The organism is Pseudomonas sp. MPC6, assembly GCF_006094435.1.
Classification (GTDB): domain Bacteria; phylum Pseudomonadota; class Gammaproteobacteria; order Pseudomonadales; family Pseudomonadaceae; genus Aquipseudomonas.
The window spans coordinates 1,235,605-1,260,221 of the sequence record NZ_CP034783.1 but is presented as its reverse complement, the minus strand read 5'-3'; the positions used below and the strand labels follow the sequence as shown (position 1 = coordinate 1,260,221).

General features: G+C 61.7%; 23 protein-coding genes. 3 read left to right on the top strand and 20 right to left on the bottom strand.

Features of this window, described 5'->3' with window-relative positions; translation table 11 throughout:
- Positions 1-2 precede the first annotated feature (2 nt).
- The 6 genes from ELQ88_RS07835 to ppc form a co-directional block, all read right to left on the bottom strand.
- On the bottom strand, positions 3-824 hold the full coding sequence (locus ELQ88_RS07835; RefSeq protein ID WP_128872758.1) for an isocitrate lyase/phosphoenolpyruvate mutase family protein: 822 nt from the start codon (positions 822-824) through the stop codon (positions 3-5).
- A 32-nt stretch (positions 825-856) separates the two neighbouring features.
- Positions 857-1,717, bottom strand: coding sequence for a DUF72 domain-containing protein (locus ELQ88_RS07830; RefSeq protein WP_128872757.1), 861 nt, complete (start codon positions 1,715-1,717; stop codon positions 857-859).
- Positions 1,717-2,022: a hypothetical protein gene (locus ELQ88_RS07825; RefSeq protein WP_128872756.1), complete on the bottom strand. Its 306-nt coding sequence runs from the start codon at positions 2,020-2,022 to the stop codon at positions 1,717-1,719. The genes ELQ88_RS07830 and ELQ88_RS07825 overlap by 1 nt, the downstream gene beginning before the upstream one ends.
- A gap of 257 nt (positions 2,023-2,279) precedes the next feature.
- Positions 2,280-2,954 (bottom strand): tRNA (adenosine(37)-N6)-threonylcarbamoyltransferase complex dimerization subunit type 1 TsaB, encoded by a 675-nt coding sequence (tsaB, locus tag ELQ88_RS07820; RefSeq protein WP_128872755.1) that lies wholly within the window; start codon positions 2,952-2,954, stop codon positions 2,280-2,282.
- An 86-nt stretch (positions 2,955-3,040) separates the two neighbouring features.
- A complete protein-coding gene (adk, locus tag ELQ88_RS07815) occupies positions 3,041-3,688 on the bottom strand; it encodes an adenylate kinase (RefSeq protein ID WP_128872754.1) in 648 nt (215 codons plus the stop codon).
- A gap of 289 nt (positions 3,689-3,977) precedes the next feature.
- Positions 3,978-6,608: a phosphoenolpyruvate carboxylase gene (gene ppc, locus ELQ88_RS07810; RefSeq protein ID WP_138964446.1), complete on the bottom strand. Its 2,631-nt coding sequence runs from the start codon at positions 6,606-6,608 to the stop codon at positions 3,978-3,980.
- A gap of 201 nt (positions 6,609-6,809) precedes the next feature.
- Here ppc and ELQ88_RS07805 point away from each other — a divergent pair, with 201 nt between their 5' ends.
- The 3 genes from ELQ88_RS07805 to ELQ88_RS07795 all read left to right on the top strand — a co-directional run bounded on the left by ELQ88_RS07805 (position 6,810) and on the right by ELQ88_RS07795 (position 8,768).
- Positions 6,810-7,154 carry a pilin assembly protein gene (locus tag ELQ88_RS07805; protein WP_128872752.1) on the top strand — a complete coding sequence of 115 codons (345 nt, stop codon included), beginning with the start codon at positions 6,810-6,812 and terminating at the stop codon, positions 7,152-7,154.
- A 362-nt stretch (positions 7,155-7,516) separates the two neighbouring features.
- Complete coding sequence (locus ELQ88_RS07800; protein ID WP_128872751.1) at positions 7,517-7,930, top strand: DUF4398 domain-containing protein; 414 nt, start codon at positions 7,517-7,519, stop codon at positions 7,928-7,930.
- A gap of 49 nt (positions 7,931-7,979) precedes the next feature.
- Positions 7,980-8,768 (top strand): OmpA family protein, encoded by a 789-nt coding sequence (locus tag ELQ88_RS07795; protein WP_138964444.1) that lies wholly within the window; start codon positions 7,980-7,982, stop codon positions 8,766-8,768.
- Between the two features lie 194 nt (positions 8,769-8,962).
- On the opposite strand, the gene ELQ88_RS07790 is transcribed toward ELQ88_RS07795, so the two are convergent.
- From ELQ88_RS07790 to ELQ88_RS07725, 14 genes are all read right to left on the bottom strand, one after another.
- The gene (locus ELQ88_RS07790) at positions 8,963-9,292 is read right to left on the bottom strand and encodes a hypothetical protein (protein ID WP_064676066.1); all 330 of its coding nucleotides are present in this window, start codon (positions 9,290-9,292) and stop codon (positions 8,963-8,965) included.
- On the bottom strand, positions 9,289-10,203 hold the full coding sequence (locus tag ELQ88_RS07785; protein WP_138964442.1) for an alpha/beta hydrolase: 915 nt from the start codon (positions 10,201-10,203) through the stop codon (positions 9,289-9,291). The genes ELQ88_RS07790 and ELQ88_RS07785 overlap by 4 nt, the downstream gene beginning before the upstream one ends.
- 114 nt (positions 10,204-10,317) lie before the next feature.
- The gene (locus ELQ88_RS07780; protein WP_128870054.1) at positions 10,318-11,595 is read right to left on the bottom strand and encodes a flavohemoglobin expression-modulating QEGLA motif protein; all 1,278 of its coding nucleotides are present in this window, start codon (positions 11,593-11,595) and stop codon (positions 10,318-10,320) included.
- A gap of 36 nt (positions 11,596-11,631) precedes the next feature.
- The gene (locus ELQ88_RS07775; RefSeq protein ID WP_138964440.1) at positions 11,632-12,192 is read right to left on the bottom strand and encodes a hypothetical protein; all 561 of its coding nucleotides are present in this window, start codon (positions 12,190-12,192) and stop codon (positions 11,632-11,634) included.
- A gap of 161 nt (positions 12,193-12,353) precedes the next feature.
- Complete coding sequence (locus ELQ88_RS07770) at positions 12,354-13,070, bottom strand: TetR family transcriptional regulator (RefSeq protein WP_168187313.1); 717 nt, start codon at positions 13,068-13,070, stop codon at positions 12,354-12,356.
- 102 nt (positions 13,071-13,172) lie between these two features.
- Entirely contained in the window at positions 13,173-14,675 is a 1,503-nt protein-coding gene (lysS, locus tag ELQ88_RS07765) for a lysine--tRNA ligase (RefSeq protein ID WP_128870052.1), read from the bottom strand.
- Positions 14,676-14,784: 109 nt separating this feature from the next.
- A protein-coding gene (prfB, locus tag ELQ88_RS07760) for a peptide chain release factor 2 (protein ID WP_128870051.1) occupies positions 14,785-15,880 on the bottom strand; the annotation gives its coding sequence in 2 pieces (ribosomal slippage) (positions 14,785-15,807 and positions 15,809-15,880; 1,095 coding nt in all).
- 106 nt (positions 15,881-15,986) lie between these two features.
- Positions 15,987-16,988: a PleD family two-component system response regulator gene (locus ELQ88_RS07755; protein WP_138964438.1), complete on the bottom strand. Its 1,002-nt coding sequence runs from the start codon at positions 16,986-16,988 to the stop codon at positions 15,987-15,989.
- A 48-nt stretch (positions 16,989-17,036) separates the two neighbouring features.
- The gene (locus ELQ88_RS07750) at positions 17,037-18,047 is read right to left on the bottom strand and encodes a chemotaxis response regulator protein-glutamate methylesterase (RefSeq protein WP_138964436.1); all 1,011 of its coding nucleotides are present in this window, start codon (positions 18,045-18,047) and stop codon (positions 17,037-17,039) included.
- Positions 18,044-20,341 carry a hybrid sensor histidine kinase/response regulator gene (locus ELQ88_RS07745; protein ID WP_138964434.1) on the bottom strand — a complete coding sequence of 766 codons (2,298 nt, stop codon included), beginning with the start codon at positions 20,339-20,341 and terminating at the stop codon, positions 18,044-18,046. The genes ELQ88_RS07750 and ELQ88_RS07745 overlap by 4 nt, the downstream gene beginning before the upstream one ends.
- On the bottom strand, positions 20,338-21,009 hold the full coding sequence (locus ELQ88_RS07740; RefSeq protein WP_138964432.1) for a chemotaxis protein CheW: 672 nt from the start codon (positions 21,007-21,009) through the stop codon (positions 20,338-20,340). Before ELQ88_RS07740 ends, ELQ88_RS07745 begins: the two co-directional genes overlap by 4 nt.
- Positions 21,006-22,271, bottom strand: a complete 1,266-nt coding sequence (locus ELQ88_RS07735) for a protein-glutamate O-methyltransferase CheR (protein WP_138964430.1) — start codon at positions 22,269-22,271, stop codon at positions 21,006-21,008. The genes ELQ88_RS07740 and ELQ88_RS07735 overlap by 4 nt, the downstream gene beginning before the upstream one ends.
- Entirely contained in the window at positions 22,268-22,804 is a 537-nt protein-coding gene (locus tag ELQ88_RS07730) for a chemotaxis protein CheW (protein WP_138964428.1), read from the bottom strand. Before ELQ88_RS07730 ends, ELQ88_RS07735 begins: the two co-directional genes overlap by 4 nt.
- Positions 22,804-24,426: a methyl-accepting chemotaxis protein gene (locus tag ELQ88_RS07725; protein WP_138964426.1), complete on the bottom strand. Its 1,623-nt coding sequence runs from the start codon at positions 24,424-24,426 to the stop codon at positions 22,804-22,806. Before ELQ88_RS07725 ends, ELQ88_RS07730 begins: the two co-directional genes overlap by 1 nt.
- Between the last annotated feature and the right edge of the window lie 191 nt (positions 24,427-24,617).

Here is a 24,617-nt window from a genome sequence, read left to right as displayed (position 1 = left end):
CGTCAGCCTTTGAACAATTGATTGGCCTGCTGGAACGGCATGGAGCGCGAGGTGAAGCCGAAGGTGCCCGACTGCCGGATCTCTTGCGCGGCACGAAAGAACTCGCCATACGCCGCCAGGGCCAGTGCCGAACCCACGCTGATCCGCTTGACGCCCATCTCGCTCAATTGCTCGACGGTCAGCTTGAGCCCGCCGGACATCAACACGTTGACCGGTTTGGGCGCTACCGCCCGCACCACCGCCAACACCTCTTCAGCGCTGCGCAGGCCCGGCGCATACAGCACGTCGGCGCCGGCTTCGGCAAACGCCTGCAAGCGGCGAATCGTTTCGTCCAGATCGGGGATGCCATGCAGGAAGTTTTCCGCCCGGGCCGTCAGCGTGAACGGGAAAGGCAGGCTGCGGGCGGCCGCGACCGCGGCTTCGATACGGGCGACTGCATGGTCGAAGCAGTAGATCGGGCCGTCTTCGCGTCCCGTGGCATCTTCGATCGAGCCGCCGACCGCGCCTGCTGCGGCGGCCCGCAAGATACTTTGCGCGCATTCGGCAGGATCGTCGGCGAAGCCGTTTTCCAGATCGACCGCGACCGGCAGATCGGTGGCCGCGACTATCGCCTGGACGTTCGCCAGGGTCTGCTCCAGGGTCAGCCCACCATCGGGACGGCCCTGGGAAAAGGCATAACCGGCGCTGGTGGTCGCCAGCGCCTCGAAACCAAGGCTGGCGAGCATGATCGCCGAACCGGCGTCCCACGGGTTGGGAATCACAAAAGCGCCGTCGCGTTCATGCAGGGCTCTGAACGCCTGGGCTCGAAGGGTTTGCGCATCCATTGGCAGGCTCCCGGGAAGAGGAAAAATCCGCTTCAGAGCAGGCCAAGTTGCTCCGCGGCGGGCTCTCTGTATAGCTCAGGCAGCGGCGACAGGCCAGGCATTCGCAGCATCAGCTGTGCGTGGAAGCGTTGAGCAAGCCTGGCGGCCAGCAGATTGTCGGCGGTGTGCAGGAAAATATACGGCGTGCGGCCTTCTTCGATCCACAGGGCGATTTTCTCGACCCAGGGCACCAGGAACGGGTCGTTGGCTTCCAGTTGCGGATGGCCGATGAAACGCACCTGCGGAAATTGGGTAAATGCCGCCGGACGGGGTGGAACCCGAGGTTTTTTCGACTGGGCGTGGAGCACTGACGGATCAGTCGAGGTGCAGCTGAACAGCGCACGCGGATCGAGGCAGATGCGCTCGACGCCGCGATCCAGCAGCAGGCGATTGAGCCGGCGCTCGTCATCGCCCTTGGCGAAGAACGCGTCATGCCGCACTTCGACTGCCAGGGGTCGGTCCACGGCATCGATAAAACCGGCCAGCTCCGCCAGCCGTTGCGGCGTGAAGCTTTTCGACAGTTGCAGCCACAGCGGCGAAACCCGCTCACCCAAGGGGCTGAGCAATTGCAGGAAGGTTTCGGCAGCCGTCAGTTGTTCCCGCAGGTCGCCGCTGTGACTGATGTCGCCGGGAAACTTGGCGGTAAAGCGAAAGTGCCGCGGCATGCTGTCGGCCCAACGCTGCACGGTGGCGGCAGAGGGGCTGGCGTAGAAGGTCGTATTGCCTTCCACGGCGTTGAACACCTGGGAATAGAGGTTCAGAAATTCGGCGGGCTTGGCGTCTTGCGGATACAGGTAGTCGCGCCAGGCGTTTTCACTCCAGGACGGGCAGCCGAGGTAGTAAGGCAGCCCCATCAGATGTACAGGTCGAGACCCAGCACATCCGCATCCCAATCGACAAAACCGGCGGTGCTCAGGTAGCTGGCCAAGGCCATGGATACGGTTTTGCTCATGGCGCGGTGGTAAACCATGTCTTGCTGACGGGCAGGTAGATTGCTCAAGCGTTGCGCTGAGGCTTTGGCGGCGCGGGCGGCCAGTTGCTCTTCGGACGGAAATTCCAGCTCGCCGTCGATATCGACGGATTCGTCCTCCACTACGCGGCCTTTGCGAGGCTGGCGCTTGATGGGGTAGGACTGGGAGGAAAGGCCGTCTATACGCATGATTGCGGGGCTCGGTATTGATAATGGCAGTTTAGTGGCGCACAAGCCACTGCGCAAACAGCCGAATGATCACTAGAACACAGAAACGACGAAAGGTTTGACAGTGCGAGCAAAAAACGACGATTGGCTGTGTTGCTTATACCGCTTTCGCGAGCAAGCCCGCTCCCACAGGTTCTGGGGAGTTCTACGATGCTGTGCTCGACGCAAAACTTGTGGGAGCGGGCTTGCTCGCGAAAGGACCAACCCGGTTCAAAGAATTAACGGGCCTTGGGCGTCGCCACTTTATCGCGCAAATACACCGGCTGCGCCTCATCCGCCACAATCGCCTCACCCCGTTCCCAGGCAAATCGCGCCAGGGTCAGCAAGTCTTCAGCATGCGGCAGCATGCCCGCATCCTGCCCGGTCAAACTGACCGCGATGCGCTCGGCATATCCCCAACCGGTGCCTGCACCGAACCAGTCACCGCTGGCATCGGCCGGCAACGCTGCCGCTTCCGGCGGCAACACCGCCTCATTGCCGACCAGGCGCATCTCCCCTGCCGTCTCGCGGTAGCAGCCCCAATACACCTCATCCATCCGCGCATCGATGGCCGCTGCGACCTGGCTGACGCCGTGTTCGCGATACGCTCGCTGTGCCAGCACCGCCAGGTTCGACACCGGCAATACCGGGCGCTCCAGTGCAAACGCCAGCCCCTGTACCACGCCGATGGCGATCCGCACGCCGGTAAAAGCCCCCGGCCCGCGACCGAAGGCGATCGCATCGACCGCTTGCAAGGTCGTCCCGGCCTCGGCCAGCAATTGCTGAATCATCGGCAACAGCTTCTGCGCATGCAGGCGCGGGATCACCTCGTAATGGCTCGTGACCTTGCCGTCATGCAGCAAGGCAACGGAGCAGGCTTCAGTCGCGGTGTCCAGGGCCAGCAAGGTGCTCATCGATGTTTCCGTAAGAGAGGTCAGAAAAAGTGCGCCAGTATAAACAACTACGGCCCGCAAGCGGGCCGTAGAAGATCAGGCAATGTTCAGCTCAGCGCTTCAAGCACCTTGCCGGTGATCGCTTCAACCGAACCAACACCTTCGATGTGGCTGTACTTCGGTTTGCCTTGAGCGGTGGACAGCTCTTGGTAAAACTTCACCAGAGGCTCGGTCTGGGCGTGGTAGACCGACAGGCGGTGACGCACGGTTTCTTCGGTGTCGTCTTTGCGCTGCACCAACTCTTCACCGGTGGTGTCGTCTTTACCGGCAACTTTCGGCGGGTTGTAGACGATGTGGTACACGCGGCCGCTGGCCTCGTGAACACGACGGCCAGCGATACGCTGAACGATGTCTTCGTCTTTAACGTCGATTTCCATCACGTGATCCAGCTCTACACCAGCTTTCACCAGGGCTTCAGCCTGAGGAATGGTGCGCGGGAAACCGTCGAACAGGAAACCGTTGGCGCAATCGGCCTGGCTGATACGTTCCTTGACCAGATTGATGATCAGGTCATCGGAAACCAGACCACCGCTGTCCATGACGCTCTTGGCGATCAGGCCCAGCTCGGTGCCGGCCTTGACCGCGGCACGCAGCATGTCGCCAGTGGAGATTTGCGGAATGCCGAATTTCTCGGTGATGAACTTTGCCTGAGTACCTTTACCGGCCCCGGGAGCTCCCAGCAGAATGACGCGCATCGATGTGCTCCTCAATTTTTTATATAAATAACGTCAGATTCGCCTCGTGGGGCCAACCTCAAAAAAAGGATCGTGACCGCCCAAACGGCCAGAGGCTGATCAAGATACACAGCAGGCCCTGACCACACAAGCCGCCGAAAGTCGGAGAAACCCGCGCCTGATGTGACCTGTGCGACGGGGTACCCCAAGTCGCAACCCCATCATTAACTGTCGCCTGGCAGCACTTTTCACGCCTGCGCCAGCAGGCACCCGATGCCCGCATCGGGTGCCTGGACCCACGGCAAAAACCTTAGCCGGTATTGCGCAATCCGGCGGCAATCCCCGCCACAGACACCAGCAGCGCCTGTTCTACCGGGCTGCCCTGCTCCACCTCCTGTTGCCTGGAGCGCGCCAATAATTCGGCCTGCAATAGATGAAGCGGGTCGAGGTAGGTGTTGCGCAAGCGGATGAATTCAAGGGTGGCTGGGCTATGTGCCAGTAGCTGAGACTGACCGGTCAGCCCCAGGACCACCGCGCAGGCCTGCGACAATAGGTCGCGTAAATGCGCCCCCAAAGGCAGCAGATTCGGTTCGACCAGCCGCTCATCATAGGACCGGGCGATATCGCTGTCGGCCTTGGCCAGGACCATTTCCAGCATATCGATGCGGGTACGGAAGAACGGCCACTGCTCGCGCATCTGCCCCAGCAGCTCGCCTTCGCCGCGTTCCAGCGCCTTGCTCAGGGCGGCTTCCCAGCCGAGCCAGGCCGGCAGCATCAGGCGTGTCTGGGTCCAGCCGAAGATCCACGGGATCGCCCGCAGGCTTTCGATCCCGCCCGCGCGGCGCTTGGCCGGACGGCTGCCCAACGGCAAGCGTCCCAGTTCCTGTTCCGGCGTGGACTGGCGGAAATACTCAACGAACTGCGGATTTTCCCGCACCACGGCGCGGTAGGCGCTGACGCCATCGGCGGCCAATTCGTCCATCAAGTGCCGCCACTCGGGTGTGGGCGGTGGCGGCGGCAGCAAGGTCGCTTCCAGCACGGCGGCCAGGTACAGATTGAGATTCTGCTCGGCGATGTCCGGCAAGCCGAACTTGAAACGGATCATTTCCCCCTGCTCAGTGGTGCGGAAACGCCCCGCCACCGAGCCCGGCGGCTGCGACAGGATGGCCGCGTGGGCCGGACCGCCACCACGGCCAACGGTGCCACCGCGACCGTGGAACAGCAGCAGCTCCACTTGTTGCTCACGGCAGATGTCGACCAGCCGCTCCTGCGCCCGATACTGCGCCCAGGCCGCCGCGGTGGTGCCGGCGTCCTTGGCCGAGTCGGAATAACCGACCATCACTTCCTGCGGCCCCTGCAGGCGCGCGCGATAGCCCGGCAGCAGCAACAGTTGCTCAATCACCGGACCGGCGTTATCGAGGTCGGCCAGGGTTTCGAACAGCGGCACCACGCGCATGGGCCGCAACACGCCGGACTCCTTGAGCAGCAGTTGCACAGCCAGCACGTCGGAAGCGGCTCCAGCCATGGAAATCACATAGGAGCCAAGTGAAGCCGCCGGTGCCAAGGCGATTTCCCGGCAGGTCGCCAGCACTTCTGCAGTGTCGGCGGACGGCTTGAAATACGCAGGCAGCAATGGCCGACGGTTGTTCAGTTCACGCATCAGGAAGGCGATGCGCTCTTCCTCGTTCCAGTCTTCGTAGCGACCAAGACCGAGGTAATCGGTGATTTCAGTCATCGCCGCCGAGTGTCGGGACGAATCCTGGCGCACGTCCAGGCGCACCAGGAACAGGCCGAAGGTCACGGCCCGGCGCAGGCAATCGAGCAACGGGCCGTCGGCGATCACCCCCATGCCGCACTCGTGCAGCGACTGGTAACACAGCTCCAGCGGATCGAGCAGGTCGCGGTTGTTTTGCAACACATTCGCTGGCGCCGGCGTGGCCGCGGTCAAGGACGCGTGCGCCCAGTTACGGGTGGCGCGCAGGCGCTCGCGCAGTTGTTTGAGCACGGCGCGATAAGGTTCGGCGCTGTCCCCGGCCTTGGCTTTGAGGGCATCGCTGGCTTGCTGCATCGACAATTCGGCCGCCAGATGATCGACATCGCGCACGTACAAATCAGCCGCCATCCAGCGCGCCAGCAGCAGGACCTCACGGGTCACGGCAGCGGTCACGTTGGGGTTGCCGTCCCGGTCGCCGCCCATCCACGAGGCAAAGCGAATCGGCGCGGCCTCCAGCGGGAGGTGCAGGCCAGTGGCGTCATGCAGGGCTTTATCAGCCTTGCGCAAATAATTGGGGATCGCCTGCCACAACGAGTGCTCGATCACCGCGAAGCCCCACTTCGCCTCATCCACCGGCGTCGGTCGGGTGCGGCGAATCTCTTCGGTGTGCCAGGCTTCGGCGATCAGGCGTTGCAACTTCGTGTGGATCTGCTCGCGCTCGGCGCTGGTCAGGTCGCGATGGTCCTGGGCAGCCAGTTGCGCGGCGATGGCGTCGTATTTCTGGATCAGCGTGCGCCGTGCCACTTCGGTCGGGTGAGCCGTGAGGACCAGTTCGATCTCCAGCCGGCCCAGTTGCCGCGCCAGGGATTCGGCGCCATGCCCTTCGGCGCGCAGGCGTGCCAGCAGCTCCGGCAGCACCCGCGCTTCGAACGGTGCCGGCTGCGATTCTTCGCGGCGGTGGATCAGCTGATATTGCTCGGCGATATTGGCCAGGTTGAGAAACTGGTTGAACGCCCGCGCAACCGGCAGCAACTCGTCTTCACTCAGTTGGTTGAGGCTGGCGCTCAGCTCGGCATCCATCGACCCGCGACGGTCGGCCTTGGCGCCCTTGCGGATCTGCTCGATCTTGTCGAGAAAACCGTCCCCATACTGTTCACGAATGGTGTTGCCCAACAGCTCACCCAACAGGTGAACGTCCTCGCGCAAGCGTGCATCGATATCGGTCATCAGCAGTTCTCCAGCGATAAATCCGGGCGGCTAAGATCTTTAAGAGTGCCGCTCCAGACCGGTTCTTACAAGCAAGACGACGAAGGGACTTTAAACCTTTGCCGTTATAGCTAATCTGAAGAGTAAGCCGTACAACGGCCGCCGCCGGCCAACGCCGGCACTCTCCCTGCCTGCCACGAGCAGGCGCGCACTGAGGTCTTTATGAAAATCCGCGAGCTAGCCCAGCACTGGGAAGAAAACGCCAAGGGTCGCCTGACCGACACCGGCTACAAGATTCATCTGGATGTGGAGGCTGCCGCGCGGCTGGCTGCGATCGTCGAGATGTACCCCAAACGGCATCCCGAAGAACTGCTCGGCGAACTGATCGGCGCCGCCCTGGAAGAGCTCGAGAAAAGCTTCCCCTACGTGAAGGGCTCGACCGTCGTGGCTACCGATGAAGAAGGTGATCCGCTGTACGAAGATGTGGGGCCGACGCCGCGTTTTCTCGCGTTGTCCCGTCGGCATTTGCAAGACTTGTCGAGTGCTGGCGACAAACCGAAACACTGATCTGCACCTGATCCCTGTAGGAGCGAGCTTGCTTGCGATGGTCTCAAAGGCGACGCGTTCATTCAGAATAAACGCGTCATCGTTAACGTCCATCGCGAGCAAGCTCGCGCCTACAAATGCGTGTTCCCGATCCGAAACCGGTCGGGGATACCGCTGCGCATCGCCAAAGTTCCCGTCCCAGAGCCTTGTCCGCTCGGTCAATATTTTTTCGGGCGATGGGCCATCTTCTCTGAACTTTTGAAAAACGCCTCGGGTCACACCCAGTAACCACGCTTGGGACGGCCGTGTCAGAACACCACGGAAATTGTCGGTTGCGGCTCCTTGCCCAGGATGGATTTTTAAGTTTTTCAGGAGTTATACCAATGGAGTTGAAGACCATGAAGACCCGAACTGCCCAATCCCCGTCGACCCGCCTGCGCGGTCTGAAACTGGCGGCACTGGCCATCGGCAGCAGCCTGGTCCTGGCCGGTTGTGCCGGTAACCCGCCTAGCGAACAATTCGCTGTGACCCAATCCGCCGTGAATGGCGCCGTCAGCGCCGGCGGTACCGAATTCGCCGCCGTGGAAATGAAGTCCGCCCAGGACAAGCTCAAGCAAGCTGAAATCGCCATGCACGACAAGAAGTATGACGAGGCGAAGATTCTCGCCGAACAGGCCGAGTGGGACGCTCGCGTAGCTGAGCGCAAAGCCCAGGCGATGAAAGCCGAACAGGCTGTGAAGGACTCTCAGAAAGGGGTTCAGGAACTGCGTCAGGAAAGTCAGCGCACTGTGCAATAAGCGGCGCGGCACGACGTACTTCTTACTCGACTAAAAGGACGAAACCATTATGCGTAAACAATTGATGATCCCTGCCCTGCTGGCGGCAAGTGTTGCACTGGCTGCCTGCTCTACGCCGCCCAACGCGAACCTGGAACAGGCCCGCACCAACTACAGCGGCCTGCAGGCCGACCCGCAAGCCAGTAAAGTCGCGGCGCTGGAAACCAAGGACGCCAGCGATTACCTGGACAAGGCCGACAAAGCCTACATGGACAAGGAAAACCAGGCCAAAGTCGATCAGCTTGCCTATTTGGCCAACCAGCGGGTTGAAGTGGCGAAGCAGACCATCGCCCTGCGCACCGCTGAAGCCAATCTGAAGAACGCTTCCGCTCAACGTGCCCAGGCCCGCCTGGATGCCCGCGACCAGCAGATCAAGCAGCTGCAGGACAGCCTGAACGCCAAGCAGACCGATCGCGGCACCCTGGTGACTTTCGGCGACGTGCTGTTCGCCACCGATCGGGCTGACCTGAAATCCAGCGGTCTGGTCAACATCAACAAACTGGCGCAGTTCCTCCAGGAAAACCCGGACCGCAAGGTGATTGTCGAAGGTTATACCGACAGCACCGGTACGGCTTCGCACAACCAGTCCCTGTCCGAGCGCCGCGCCGGTTCCGTGCGCATGGCGTTGGTGAAGATGGGCGTTGATCCAGCGCGCATCGTGGCCCAGGGTTATGGCAAGGAATACCCGGTTGCTGAAAACGGCAGCGTTTCGGGTCGTGCAATGAATCGTCGGGTGGAAGTGACCATTTCCAACGACAACCAGCCGGTGATCCCGCGTTCGGCGGTCAGCTCGAACTGAGTTGAACCTGCTGTAACGCAAAAGCCCCGCCTGATCCGATCAGGCGGGGCTTTTTTTGCTGGCGATCACTCAACCCTGTGGGAGCGGGCTTGCTCGCGAAAGCTATTTAACATTCAAAATGTATGTTGCCAGACACACCGCTTTCGCGAGCAAGCCAGCTCCCACCCTTGATCAGTGCTGCGACCAGGATTGCGCTACGGTTCCAGCTTCTGCGGCGTTTCCTGCCCGATGCAGCGCACGGCTTTTTTCTTGTTGTTGACCAGCACACCGCTCAGGCCTTTCTGCTCGGTGTCGAACATCACCAGCACGCCATCGATGCATTGGGCCACTTGCGCGGCCGGTTCCAGGGAGACCTTGTAGTCTTCGCCGGGCACGGTCTTGAGCAGGGTGAAGTCGCTGAGCAGCAGCGCGTCTTCCGGTTTGGCAAAGTGCAGGTAGCCATACCACCACAGGGCGCCGACGGTGCCGAGGATGCTGCAGATACCGGTGATGATCAGCGGGATGGCGTTACGTTCTTCACTCATTGCGGACTCTCTGGTGGTTCATCTTCGGAATTCGGGTTTGCCGGGTAATTGGGGATTTCACCCAGGCGGCGCAGGCCGTTGAAATGCTGCGGATCGTCGAGATAACGCAGCATGACCTGGCGCCAGACCGGGTCGGCGAACGTCTGCACATGCCCCCCACGGGTCAGTTGCAGCACCCGCGGCGGCGGCGCAGCTTGATACAGTCGGATGCCGTTGGAAAGGGGCACGATCGGATCATCGATGCTGTGGTAGATCAGTTTCGGCACGCCATTGAGCTGCGCCATCGAGTGAATGGCGCTATCGCCGTCCGGCACCAGCCACGACAGCGGCACCTGGAACGCCCAGAACAACCATGAGTTGCTCAGGGCAAACCGGCCGACGCTGCGGTAACTGGCGGGCACGCCATCGAGGACCACGGCCTTGAGTTGCTTCTGGCGTTCAGGGTGCTGGACCAGATAATGCACGGCCATCGAACCGCCAAGGCTCTGGCCCAGCAGGATCAACGGCTTGCCCTGAACCTCGGGGGCCTGGTCGAGCCATTTGAACGCGGCATCGATGTCCTGATAGATCGCCGGCAGCGACGGCTCGCCTTCGGACAGGCCGTAACCGCGATAGTCCACCAGCAGCACTTGATAGCCCTGCTTCGGCAACCACCAACTGCCCCCAAGGTGCATGGGCAGATTGCCGCCGTTGCCATGCAGGTGCAGCACCGTGCCCTTGACCTCGACGCCTGGTTTCGCCGGTAGCCACCAGCCATGCAGCTTGAGGCCGTCGGCGGTGGTGAGGGTGACGTCGCGGAATTCGAGCTTGGCTTTTTCCGGGGTGAACAGTTGGCCTGGCTCCGGGTAGAACAGCAAGGAGCTGCACCCGCTCAAGGTCAGAAGAAGGCAGACGATGCTGAGGATCCTCATCCGATGAAACCTCTGTAGGCGCTGGCTTGCCAGCGAAGAACGATGGCGCAGTGTGTCAGGTGAACCGCAGTGAGGCATTCGCCGGCAAGCCAGCTCCTACAGGTGTTGTGTTGTTCACAGGATATTGGAGTAATCCGCCTCGATCCGGTCCAGGCTCAGGTGATTGAGGAAGTTGGAGAAGCACATCCACGCCGACAGCGCGTTCATGTCGCGGAACTGCTCCGGCAAGTATTTGGGCGGCACGACCAGGCCTTCATCCACCAACTGGCGCAGGGTGCGCATGTCTTCCAGCGTGGTCTTGCCGCAAAACAACAGCGGTATCTGCTCCAGCTTGCCTTTACGCACGGCCAACTGAATGTAGTTGTAGACCATGATAAAGCCCTTGAGGTAGGACAAGTCTTTGGTAAATGGCAGGCCTGTCGGCACCGAACCGCGGAACACCCGGCTGGCGTTGCCATAGCTTTCGGCCATTTCGAAACCCTGCTCGCGGAAGAACTCGAAGATCTGCAGGAAGTCGGCGCCCTCCTCCACCATATGAATGGCCCGGGTGCGGTTGGTGAGTTTGCGCAGGCGACTCGGGTAGGAGGCAAAGGTGATGATTTCCATCAGGATCGCCAGGCCTTCCTGGGTCACCGTCGATGAAGGCGGCCCCTTGGACAGGAAGGTGCAGATCGGCTGGTTCAAGCCATTGAGCGTGGTGCCCACATGCACCAGCCCTTCGTGGACTTCCAGCGCGCGCACGTCACGCTCGTTGAACATCGCGTCGGTGCGGATCTTGATGTAGTCGGCGCCGGCCGCCGCATCGGCAACGATGCCGTCGGACTCGAACACCCGAATGGTGTCCTCGGCCTCGCCAAATACCTTGCTCAGCCGATTTTGCAATAAATCCACGGCGTCCTTGGCGGTGAGGAGCTTCGGTTCGTCCTTCAGGTCGCCGCGACCGTCGATGTTGTTCAGGTAATCGGAGAGCATCAGGCCCAGGTCGGACAGGGTCGGGTCGCCAGCATGGAATGCGTCGGACGCAGCGCCGTACAGTTCCTGGGAAATCAGGCCGAAATCCTCGGTGCCACGCGCCTCGAGCATGCGCACCACCATGCGGTATTCCTTGCACATGCGGCGCATGATCTGGCCGACCGGGTTGAACTGGCCGAGCTGACGGGTGATGTCGCGTTCGATGTTCTGGAATTCCAGCTTCACTTTGCTGGAGTCGAAGGACAGCGGCCGGTTCAAGTAGTAATCGCGGTCCACCGCCGGCATTTCCTTGCCCTTGGCCTTGAGGAAACCCTTGCGAATGGTGTCGTCCCACTTGACCGCATCGAGGACGCGAATCGGCGTCTGCGCCAGCACAATGCGATCGGATAAAATGCGTATCGACTGCTGGTAATCGTCCACCCGAAACTCCTGTAGAAAAACCGTTACATGCTGGATTTATTTGACTGTAGCTTTGGCCAGGCGCTGATAGCGCACCGCCTCGACGAACACATCGGAATTGGCCGGATCGTCGAGGTAGGCGAACACCTGGTCCATGCCGGTGTTGATCAGCACGCCATCGCCATCGTCGGTCTGGAAGCCTTCGCCGCTGAGGACGTTCTGCCCCAGGGCCTGGTTGATCTGCTCGAGGTCGAGGCTGTAGACCACCAGTTCCTGCTTATCGGTGAGTTCGAACCCGGCGATGATGAAGTGTCCGCCGAACTGCGCCGGCACCTTCGCTGACAGATACCAGCGGCTGCCATGGCGCGTTACCGTGAAGGGATAGGCTTCGCGCTCCCGGGGTTTGGCCTTGAAATAGCTGACCGCCTGATAGCGATTGTCACTGATGCGTGTCAATTCCAGGTTCATCGGTTCGCCCCAGGCGTTGGTGCTGGTCCATTTGCCGAGCAACCCTTTGGGCGCGGGGTCGCTGGCGGGCAGCGGCTCCTTGAAGGTCACCAGACAGCCACTGAGCAGCAGGAACGACAAGGCGATCACAACGACACGCCAGGCTTTCATTCAACACTCCCTATGGAATATACGCCGACCTCATGTGGCCACCGACCCTGTGGGAGCGGGCTTGCTCGCGAAAGCGGTTTAACATTCAACATTTCCGTTGTCTGATACACCGCCTTCGCGAGCAAGCCCGCTCCCACAGGGGATACGGTTCCCAAATGGGATCACACCGACGCCAGGACCAGGTGCATATACCGGGTCAGGATACCGAGCATTTCCGCTTCGGCGGCAGGCTCGGCGTCGTTGAGCAGGCCCTGATATTCCATCCGTCCGATAATCGCCGTCAACACTTTGGCATCTTGTTGCGGCTCGCGGGAACCCAATACTTCGAAAAAGTGGCAGGTGCCCTGCAGCAGAATCTGCTGGTGCGAGCGCACCAACTTCGCCAGGCGCGGGTTCAACAGTGCCTCCTGGCGGAACGCCTGCTCGGCCATCAAGTGTTCGCGACGGTTCTGCAATTGGCGATGAACATAGTCGGACGTCAGCCGCGCAATGTCGTCCGCCAGTTGCGAGCGGGACTCGGGACTGCCATCGCCATAGGCGACCATCTCCCGCAACAAGCCTTCATTGTTGGCCCACAACTTGGCCATGAAGGCCGCGCTGCGCTCCACGTATTGGGCGAAGGTATCGGTGAGCAGGTCATCGATATCCTTGAAGTAGTAAGTGGTGGCCGACAGCGGCACTCCGGCCTCGGCGGCCACTGCACGGTGCCGTACGGCCCGCACGCCATCGCGCACGACAATGCGCATGGCCGCATCGAGAATGTCCTGTCGACGCTGCTCGCTGCCCTGGCGGCTGGCCTTGCGGCCCTGGTACTGAACACTTTCAGCGACCGCAGTAGCGATACCCACTGCACCCTCTTGAGCCATTGCACGGTTCACGACAGGTATTCCTCTCTCAATTCAAAAGTAACCAATTGATACGTTTGTACCAGACAGGCAATAAAAAGCCGCCCATTTCGGGCGGCTTTTTATTTGAAACACTTACGCTTGCGGCCGCATGTGCGGGAACAGGATCACGTCGCGGATCGACGGGGAGTTGGTCAGCAGCATCACCAGGCGGTCGATGCCGATCCCTTCACCGGCCGTTGGCGGCATGCCGTACTCCAGCGCGCGAACGAAGTCGGCGTCGTAGTGCATGGCTTCGTCGTCGCCGGCGTCCTTGTCGGCCACCTGCGCCATGAAGCGCTCGGCCTGGTCTTCCGCGTCGTTCAACTCGGAGTAGGCGTTGGCGATTTCACGGCCGCCGATGAACAGCTCGAAACGGTCGGTGACGTTCGGGTTCTCGTCGTTGCGGCGAGCCAGCGGCGACACTTCGAACGGGTACTGGGTAATGAAGTGCGGCTGCTCCAGCTTGTGCTCGACCAGCTCTTCGAAAATCATCACCTGCAGCTTGCCCAGGCCTTCGAAGCCCAGCACCTTGGCCCCGGCCTTCTTGGCGATCGCGCGAGCCTTGTCGATGTCGGTCAGGTCGTCAGCGGTCAACTCAGGGTTGTACTTGAGGATCGAGTCGAACACCGACAGACGCACGAAGGGTTCGCCGAAGTGGAACACTTTGTCGCCGTAAGGGACGTCGGTGCTGCCCAGGACCAGCTGCGCCAGTTCGCGGAACAGTTCTTCGGTCAGGTCCATGTTGTCTTCATAGTCGGCGTAGGCCTGGTAGAACTCCAACATGGTGAACTCAGGGTTGTGCCGGGTCGAAACGCCTTCGTTACGGAAGTTGCGGTTGATCTCGAACACTTTCTCGAAGCCGCCGACAACCAGGCGCTTGAGGTACAGCTCCGGTGCGATACGCAGGAACATTTCCATGTCCAGCGCATTGTGGTGAGTCTCGAACGGCTTGGCCGCCGCGCCACCCGGGATGGTTTGCAGCATCGGCGTTTCGACTTCAAGGAAGTCACGCTGCATCAGGAAGCTGCGGATGTGCGCAATCACTTGCGAACGCACGCGGAAGGTCTGGCGCACGTCTTCGTTGACGATCAGGTCGACGTAACGCTGGCGATAGCGCTGCTCGGTGTCGGTCAGGCCGTGGTGCTTGTCCGGCAGCGGACGCAGGGATTTGGTCAGCAGGCGCACTTCGGTCATTTCGACGTACAGGTCGCCCTTGCCGGAACGCGCCAGGGTGCCAACGGCGGCAATGATGTCGCCCATGTCCCAGGTTTTCACCGAGGCCAGGGTTTCTTCGGACAGGGTTTTACGGTTGACGTAAACCTGGATGCGACCGGTCATGTCCTGGATCACCATGAACGAGCCACGGTTGAGCATGATGCGACCGGCAACCTTGACCGGGATTGCAGCCTCTGCCAGCTCTTCCTTGGTCTTGTCCGCGTATTGCTTCTGCAAGTCTTCGCAGTAGTTGTCGCGGCGGAAGTCGTTCGGGAAGGCATTGCCCTTGGCGCGCTCGGCAGCCAGCTTTTCCTTGCGCAGGGCGATCAGGGAGTTTTCTTCCTGTTGCAGGGCTTGCGGGTCGAGTTCTAGGTCGCTCATGTCTTTAAATATTCCATCACGGGTTCGTTGCCCCTGCCTGGCGGCAGGGTTCGCGGGCAAGCCTCGCTCCTACAGGATCGCGGAGTCCGCCGATCCTGTAGCGCGTGCCTTAGAGCCCTTGTTTCAAGCTTGCTATCAGGTAGTCGTCGATGTCGCCGTCGAGCACCTTGTCGCAGTCGCTGCGTTCGATGTTGGTGCGCAAATCCTTGATCCGCGACGCGTCGAGCACGTAGGAGCGAATCTGGTGGCCCCAGCCGATATCCGACTTGGTTTCTTCCAGGGCTTGCGAGGCAGCGTTGCGTTTCTGCACTTCCTGCTCGTACAAGCGCGCCCGCAACATTTTCATCGCGGTGTCTTTGTTGGCGTGCTGGGAACGTTCGTTCTGGCAGCTGACCACGGTGTTGGTCGGTACGTGGGTGATACGTACGGCCGAGTCGGTGGTGTTTACGTGCTGACCACCGGCACCGGAGGAGCGGTAGGTATCGATGCGCAGGTCCGACGGGTTGATGTCGATTTCGATGTTGTCATCGATTTCCGGCGACACGAACACGGCCGAGAACGAGGTGTGACGACGGTTGCCGGAGTCGAACGGGCTCTTGCGCACCAGACGGTGCACGCCGATTTCGGTGCGCAGCCAGCCAAAGGCGTATTCGCCCTTGATGTGCACGGTCGCGCCCTTGATCCCGGCGACTTCACCGGCGGACAGTTCCATGATGGTCGCGTCGAAACCGCGCTTGTCGGCCCAGCGCAGGTACATGCGCAGCAGGATGTTGGCCCAGTCCTGGGCCTCGGTGCCACCGGAGCCGGCCTGGATGTCCAGGTAGGCGTTGTTGGCATCCATCTCGCCGCTGAACATACGACGGAATTCGAGTTTTTCCAGGGACTCGCGCAGACGCTCGACTTCGGCAGCGACGTCATCGACGGCGGCCTGGTCTTCTTCTTCGGCGGACATCAGCAGCAGGTCCTTGGCATCGGCCAGGCCACTGTGCATTTCGTCGAGGGTGTCGACGATCTGAGCCAGCAGGGACCGCTCGCGACCCAGCTCCTGAGCGTACGACGGGTTGTTCCAGACAGACGGATCTTCAAGCTCGCGATTGACTTCAGTCAGACGCTCATGCTTTTGATCGTAGTCAAAGATACCCCCGAATAGTTTCGGAGCGCTCGGACAGGTCCTTGATGCTGTTAAGGATCGGGTTGATTTCCATGGCGGGCAGCACTCGTTGGCGAACTTTTGAAAGCCGGCGAGTATACCGTAATCAGGCTGTCACGGCAGCCCGCCTGGCGGCTTTAGCGGCGAATGAACCCCGGAATTCAGTCAATCCCCACCTGATTACGCCCATTGTGTTTCGCCAGATACAACCCCTTGTCCGCCGCCAGGATCAATTGACGGCAGTCGCCGCCCTGCTGGGGGGTCATGGTCGACAGGCCGATGCTGATGGTCAGGTGCGAACCTTCGACAGGGAGATTATGCGCGATCTTCAGTGCGGACACGGACTGGCGCAGTTTTTCCGCCACCAGCCGCGCGCCGCCCGGGGAAGTGTTGGGCAGGACCAGGGCGAATTCTTCGCCGCCGTAACGGGCCGGCAGGTCCGACGGTCGGGCGCTGGCGTCACGGATCGCCGTGGCCACTTTGCGCAGGGCTTCATCGCCGTCCAGGTGGCCAAAGCTGTCGTTGTAGGATTTGAAAAAGTCGACATCGATCATCAGCAACGACAGTTGACTCTGGTCACGCAGCGCGCGTCGCCACTCCAGTTCCAGGTATTCATCGAAGTGCCGGCGGTTCGACAGCCCGGTCAGGCCGTCGGAGTTCATCAAGCGCTGCAGCACGAGGTTGGTGTCGAGCAACTGCTGCTGGCTGACCCGCAGCGCCCGGTAAGCCGCGTCACGCTGCAACAGGGTCATGTAGGAACGCGAGTGATAGCGGATGCGCGCCACCAGTTCGATGTTGTCCGGCAGCTTGACCAGGTAATCGTTGGCCCCGGCCGCGAACGCCGCGCTCTTGATCAGCGGGTCTTCCTTGGTCGACAGGACGATGATCGGAATATCCTTGGTCGCCGGATGATTGCGGTATTCGCGCACCAGGCTCAGGCCATCGAGCCCGGGCATGACCAGGTCCTGCAGGATCACCGTCGGCTTGATGCGAATCGCCTGGGCGATGGCCTGGTGCGGATCGGCGCAAAAGTGAAAGTCGATGTTTTCTTCATTCGACAAGCCGCGGCGCACGGCTTCGCCGATCATTGCCTGATCGTCCACCAACAACACCATGGCGGCGTCTTCGTCGGTTTTGAAGCCGTCGAGCTGTAAGTCATTCATGTGCGGTCACCTGAGTACTGCCTGGGCCGGAATTGCTGTTAAAGAGAGTCATTTGCTGAAAATTTCCAGCAATCGTGGCGCGATCTTGTCCAATGGACGAATTTCCACGGCAGCGTCGATGGCGGCAGCTGCCTTCGGCATGCCGTACACCGCACTGCTGAGTTGGTCTTGAGCGATGGTCAGGTAGCCCTGCTGGCGCATGAGTTTAAGCCCCTGAGCGCCATCGCGTCCCATTCCGGTTAACAAAACACCTACGGCATCGCCGTTCCAGTACTGGGCGACGCTCTCGAAAAACACATCGATCGAGGGCCGATAGATCTCGTTGACCGGTTCGGCGGTGTAGGCCAGCGTGCCGTTTTTCAACAAGCGGATATGGTGGTTGGTGCCGGCCAGTAATACGGTGCCGGGCTGCGGCGGTTCGCCTTCCTGGGCCAGGCGCACGTTCAGGCCGCTGGCGCTGCTCAGCCATTCGGCCATGCCGGCGGCGAATACCTGGTCGACGTGCTGCACCAGCACGATCGCTGCCGAAAAGTTGCGCGGCAGGCCCTTGAGCAAGACTTCCAGCGCCGCCGGCCCGCCCGCGGACGAACCAATGGCGATCAGGCGCTGACGCGAAGCCGAACTGCGCAAGAGGCTCGGGGCCGCTCGCTCTCGATTACCGCGGTCACCGATCAGCCAGCCAATGTTGATGATCTTGCGCAGCAGCGGAGCGGCCGCATCCTGCGCGTTACCCGCACCCAGTGCCGGCGTGTCGACGACGTCCAGCGCGCCGTAGCCCATGGCCTCGAACACTCGATGCACATTCTGCTGGCGGTCGACCGTGACGATGACGATCGCGCAAGGGGTCTCGGCCATGATGCGCCGGGTGGCTTCCACACCGTCCATCACCGGCATGATCAGGTCCATCAGAATCAGGTCCGGGGTGAGTTCGGCACAGCGCTGCACCGCCTCGGCGCCGTTGCCGGCCACCCAGACCACCTCGTGTGCCGGCTCGAACGCCAGGGCGCGGCGCAGGGCCTCCAGCGCCATGGGCATGTCGTTGACGATGGCTATCTTCATGCCCGTGCTCCTCCGATGAGCTCCACCACTGCATCAAGCAGGGCGTCGTCATGAAAACTGGCTTTGGCTAGATAATAGTCGGCTCCGGCGTCCAGTCCACGACGGCGGTCTTCTTCGCGATCCTTATAGGACACCACCATGACCGGCAGGGATTGCAGGCGATTGTCCCGGCGCAATAAAGACACCAGTTCGATGCCGTCCATGCGCGGCATATCGATGTCGGTGATCAGCAAATCGAAATCCTCCGAACGCAGGGCGTTCCAGCCGTCCATGCCGTCCACCGCCACGGCGACGTCATACCCGCGATTGAGCAGCAACTTGCGTTGCAGCTCGCGAACGGTCAGCGAATCGTCGACCACCAGGATCCGTTTGCGAGCGGCTTCGACGACCTGGTTGCCCTGGCGCGAGATTCGCTCCAGACGCCCGGTGTTGAGCAGTTTGTCGACCGAACGCAGCATGTCTTCGACGTCGACGATCAGCACCACCGAACCGTCGTCCAGCAAGGCCCCGGCAGAAATGTCCTGGACCTTGCCCAGGCGTTCGTCCAGCGGCAACACCACCAACGTCCGCTCGCCGATAAAACGTTCGACGGCCACGCCGTAGATCGCCTCGCGCTCCCGGATCACCACCACCTTCAGGGTCTGCTGACTGTGCTGGCTCACCGGGCGCTGCAATAGCTGGCTGGCGGCGACCAGCCCGACATGCCGGCCTTCGTGCCAGAAGTGCTGACGGCCCTCGACCTGGACGATGTCCGCCGGCTCCAGGTCGCACATGCGCTCGATGTGAGCCAGTGGAAACGCATACGCTTCGTCGCCGACTTCCACCACCAGGCTGCGCACCACCGACAGGGTCAGCGGCACTTCGAGATGGAAATGGCTGCCCTCGCCCGCCGTCTGCTCCAGCACCACCGCGCCGCGCAACTGCCGGACCATGTGTTGCACCGCATCCAGTCCGACCCCGCGTCCGGACACCTCGGTGACCGTGTCCCGCAAGCTGAAGCCCGGCAGAAACAAGAACGTCAACAGCTCCTCTTCGCTCAACTGCGCAGCCGTTTCAGCCGGGGACAACTGCCGCTCGATGATGCTGCGGCGGACCTGTTCCAGATCGACACCGTTGCCGTCATCGCTCAACTGCAACACCAGCAGGCCGGCCTGATGCGAGACACGCAAGCGGATCAAGCCTTCAGCCGGCTTGCCGGCCAGCAGCCGTTGCTCCGGGGATTCGATGCCATGGTCCACGGCGTTGCGCAGCAGGTGCGTCAGCGGCGCTTCGAGTTTTTCCAGGACGTCGCGATCGACCTGGGTTTTCTCGCCCTCGATCTCCAGTCGCACCTGCTTGCCCAGGCTACGGCCAAGGTCGCGGACCATCCGCACTTGCCCGGTCAACACGTCGGCAAACGGGCGCATGCGACACGCCAACGCCGTGTCGTACAGCACTTGCGCCCGTTGACCGGCGTGCCAGGCGAACTCATCCAGTTCGGCGTTCTTTTCCACCAGCATTCGCTGGGATTCGGCCAACAGCCGACGGGCATCGTCGAGGGCTTCCCGGGCCTCCAGGCTCAAGGCATGCTCCTTGAGATGGACGTTGAGATTTTCCAGGGCCCGCAGGCCATTGTTCTGCAGGCGCTTGAGCCGTTGCATGGTGGCCAGGTGCGGCTTGAGCCGCAGGGTTTCCACCAGGGATTTGCTCGACAGGTCGAGCAGGCTGTTCAAACGCTCGGCAGTGACCCGCAGGACTCGCTCACCGCTATCGGTGGAGCGTCTGGCCCTGGGCGCTGGCTCGACGGGTGCACCGGGTGGCGGTTCGACTTCCAGCTCCGGCATCGACAGCTCAACCCCGGTGGCTTGCAGCAAATCCGCGGCCATGAACGGCGCGATGGGGGTGCTGATCGGCGCGGCTAGCGCCAGCGGATCCAGCAATCGAGCCATCAAGGCGACATAGGCCTCGATATCCGCAGGGCCCGGATTGTTGTCGGGCGTTGCGATGCGCATCAGCAGATCGGTGCCTTGCAGTAACGCATCGATGTGCTCGGGGCGCAGGTACAGGCGCCCTTCCTGAGCGCTGACCAGGCAATCTTCCATCACATGCGCCACGCTGACGCCGGCATCGACTCCGACGATCCGCGCGGCGCCCTTGAGCGAATGCGCCGCGCGCATGCACGATTCGAGATGGTCGGCCTGGGTCGGATCGCGCTCCAGCGCCAATAAACCTGCGCTCAGCACTTGGGTCTGGGCTTCGGCTTCGAGGCTGAACAGCTCCAGCAAAGAGGAGTCGCGCAACTGCTCTGGGGTCATGTAAGGCTCCGGGTCACGGCGGACAGCAGTTGTTCTTCATCCAGCCAACGCAGGCTGCGCCCGTTGAATGGCAATACGCCACGGGTGTACTTCGCGCTGGCCTGGGTGCCGGATCGGGACGCCGCCTCGAGGATGCGCTCGTCGATGGCATGGATCCCGTCCACCTCGTCCACCGGCACCACCACCGGCCCGCCGTGGGCGGCGATGATCAGCATCCGCGGCATGACCCGCGCGCCCGACGCCACGCCAGCCGTCCCGTCGAGGCCGAGCAGTTCGACCAGGGACAGGCATGCCACCAAGGCACCGCGCACGTTCGCCACACCGAGCAAGGCCCGGGAGCGCTGGTGCGGCAACGAGTGGATCGCTTGCAGCGGCGCCACTTCCACCAGACTGCGGGTGGCCAGGCCCAACCATTCCTCGCCAAGACGGAACATCAATAGCGAACGGGTTTGCACGTCGCTCTCGACCGCTGTCGACACTGGCCCGCGATCATCCTGCTGCAATGCATAGCGGTCGAGCAGGCGCGTCGCGGCAGCCGAATACACCGCACAGTTGCGGCAGTGAATGTGCTCGCTCAGCAGCGGACAGGACTTGTCGCCGTGGACACCGATGCGGTTCCAGCAGTCGTCGATGGCCTGGGCATCTTCATGGGTGAGGCTAGCGGTCATCGTTTACGCTCACTGTCAGCGGCGCGCTCGCTACGGGCGGCGCGGGCCTGCAATCGCCTGGCACCCGCCGTGTCGCCCTGGGATTGCAGCAAGGCGGCCAGGTGCATCAACGCGTCGGGGTGTTGCGGTTCGAGGTACAACGCCTTGCGGTAAAACCCCTGCGCCTGGAGGGCACTGCCGGCGACGTCGCTGAGCAACCCCAGCCAATAAAACACCTGGGCTACCGGCTCGTGACTGCGCAAATAGCTGTCACAGGCAGCGCGGGCCTCGGCACTTTTGCCTTCGTTGGCCAGTGCGGCGATGTTCGCCAGCAGTACGGCAGCCTCCGGGTTGGTCGTTCTGGCCATGACCGGTAGCGGCGCCACCGTTGCGAACGGGCGGCTGCGAATGGGCGGTGGCATCACACTGCGCACCGGTTGGCGTACGGGAAGCGGGGTTGGCACGAACGTCGCTGTCGCCGGCGGCGGCGCATGCTGGCGACTGAACGCAAAGGACTGCGGAACGCCGATCGAGCGCATGCCGAAACGCCCCAGCAAACTGCCCTCCGCAGGGCCGATGAACAGCACGCCGTCAACCTGGGTCAGCTGCTTGAGCACTTCGAACACTTGCTGTTGGGTCGACTGGTCAAAATAGATCAACAGGTTGCGGCAGAACACGAAGTCATAGGGCGGCTCATTGGCCAGGGCTGGATCGAGCACGTTGCCGACCTCCAGCCGCACTTGTTCTAGCACTCGCTCGTCGAGGCGATAGCCGTCGTTTTCGGCAGTGAAATGCCGGTCGCGAAACTCGATGTCCTGACCTCGAAATGAGTTTTTGCCATACCGCGCACGCTTGGCTTTTTCCACCGACAACGGGCTGACATCCATGCCATCGACCTTGAACTGATGCGGCTGCAACCCGGCATCGAGCAGCGCCATGGCAATGGAATAGGGTTCTTCACCAGTGGAACACGGCAGGCTGAGGATCCGCAGGGCACGCCTGTGGTTGATGTCGGCCAGACGCTTGGCGGCCAGTTTCGCCAGCGTGACGAACGATTCCGGATACCGAAAAAACCAGGTTTCGGGAACGATCACCGCTTCGATCAGCGCCTGCTGTTCATCCCGCGAGCCTTGCAGGACGTGCCAGTACTCATCGGCCGACGCCGCTCCGGAGGCTGCGCTGCGTTGGCGCACCGCACGCTCGATGATGGCCGGGCCCACCGAGGTCACGTCGAGGCCGATGCGTTCCTTGAGGAAATCGAAGAACCGTTGATCACTGCTCATGGGCGCGCCTCAAGCAGCGCCGGGGCCAGCGGCGGTGACGGAAACAGCAGCGCGCGGACCTGTTCGCTCAACAGGTCCGCGACCCGGACCCATTGCAGCAGCCCTTGCGCGTCTTCACGCACAGGCCCGAGGTAGGGGGCCTGGCGATTATCCAGGCCATAGGGCTGAAAATCTGCCGGGTTACAGCGCAACGTGTCGGTGGCCTGTTCCAGAACCAGCCCGAGCACTTGCGCCTGGCGGGTCTCACCCGGACGGTAATTGACCAGGACCAGTCGGGTGCTGGTGCGCGCCTGGGCCGGTGTACCGTACGTCAGCGCACTGAGGTCGATCACCGGCACGACCGAGCCGCGATAGGCGAACACCCCGGCCACCCAGGCCGGTGCCTTGGCAATCGATTTCAACGGCAGGCGCGGCAGCACTTCCACCACCTCGATGGCCTGCAAGGCATAGCGCTCGTTACCGATGCGGAACACCAGGAACAACGCGTGCATCGCCGGTTTCACGGCGGCGCGCTTGACCGTGAGTTCGCTCATCAGACTTTGAATCGCGAAACGCCGCCACGCAGCCCTACAGCGACCTGGCTCAGTTCGTCGATGGCGAAACTGGCCTGGCGCAGGGACTCGACGGTCTGGCTGCTGGCATCGCCCAGCTGAACCAACGCATGGTTGATCTGCTCGGCGCCGGTGGCCTGGGCCTGCATGCCTTCGTTGACCATCAACACCCGTGGCGCCAGCGCCTGGACCTGATGGATGATCTGCGACAGCTGTTCGCCGACCTGCTGCACCTCGGACATGCCGCGGCGCACTTCTTCGGAAAACTTGTCCATGCCCATGACCCCGGCCGACACGGCCGACTGGATCTCGCGCACCATCTGTTCGATGTCGTACGTGGCGACGGCGGTCTGGTCCGCCAGACGGCGCACTTCGGTCGCCACCACGGCAAACCCGCGGCCGTATTCACCGGCCTTTTCCGCTTCGATGGCGGCGTTCAGCGACAACAGGTTGGTCTGGTCGGCCACCTTGACGATGGTCACCACCACTTGATTGATGTTGCCGGCCTTCTCGTTGAGGATCGCCAGCTTGGCGTTGACCAGATCCGCGGCGCCCATGACCGAGTGCATGGTCTCTTCCATCCGCGCCAGGCCTTGTTGCCCGGAACCGGCCAGCACCGAGGCCTGATCGGCGGCGGTGGAGACTTCGGTCATGGTGCGCACCAGGTCGCGGGACGTGGCGGCGATCTCGCGGGACGTTGCACCGATCTCCGTGGTGGTGGCGGCGGTTTCGGTGGCAGTGGCTTGCTGTTGCTTGGAGGTGGCGGCGATCTCGGTCACCGAGGTGGTGACCTGCACCGACGAGCGCTGGGCCTGGGACACCAGGGACGTCAGCTCGGCCATCATGTCATTGAAGCCGGTTTCCACCGCGCCGAATTCGTCCTTGCGGGCGAGGTCCAGGCGACGGCTGAGGTCACCGGTGCGCATGATTTCGAGTATTTCAACGATCCGGTTCATCGGTGCCATGATGGCGCGCATCAACAGCAGGCCGCAGAGGCCGGCGGCCAATACCGCAACCAGCAGGGAGATGCCCATGATGATTTTTGCGGTGAACACCGCGTCGTCAATGGCGATGACGGCCTGGTCCGCCACGGCCTTGTTTTCGCGCAGGATGTCATTGAGCTTCACGCGCCCCGCTGTCCAGATAGGGGTGAGCTGTTCGTTGAACAGCTTGATGGCTTGCGTTTCCTCATTGCGCTGATGCAAGTCGAGCACCGCCGCCAGGACCTTGTGGTAATGCTCGTTGTGTTTTTCAAAGGCGGCGAACTCAACCTTGTCTTCATCCGTAGTGACAGTACCGCGATAGTTACCTATCTGTTCTTGCAGACGAGACTCGAACGATTTGAAGTCGGCGGCATCCTCGGCGCTGATGCCCTGTCCCTCTTTCAAACCGAGCATTTCCTGGATCCGCAGATAGCTGTCGGACCAGGCGCCACGAATCATCGAGCTGTAATACACCCCGGGAAGTGCGTCTTCTCGAACACTGGCTTCGCTGGCCTCGATCTTCAACAGCCGGGAATATGAGACGACGACCATCAGCAACATGATGGCGATAATTACCGCAAAGCTCGCCAAGATCCGTTGGCGCAACGTCCAGTTCTTCACAGTCAGTCCTCGAGGTATTTCCAAATGCTGCGGAGTATAGCCGAGGGTGGTGTTTCATTTTTAAAACAGATTCGTGGCAGGTCCCAAATTGGAAAGTCGAGGATATGGGAGGACTGAGAATCCCCCCCTGTAGGAGCTGGCTTGCCAGCGAAGGGGACCTAGAGAGCGATGCAAGACGTGAGGGCCCCTTC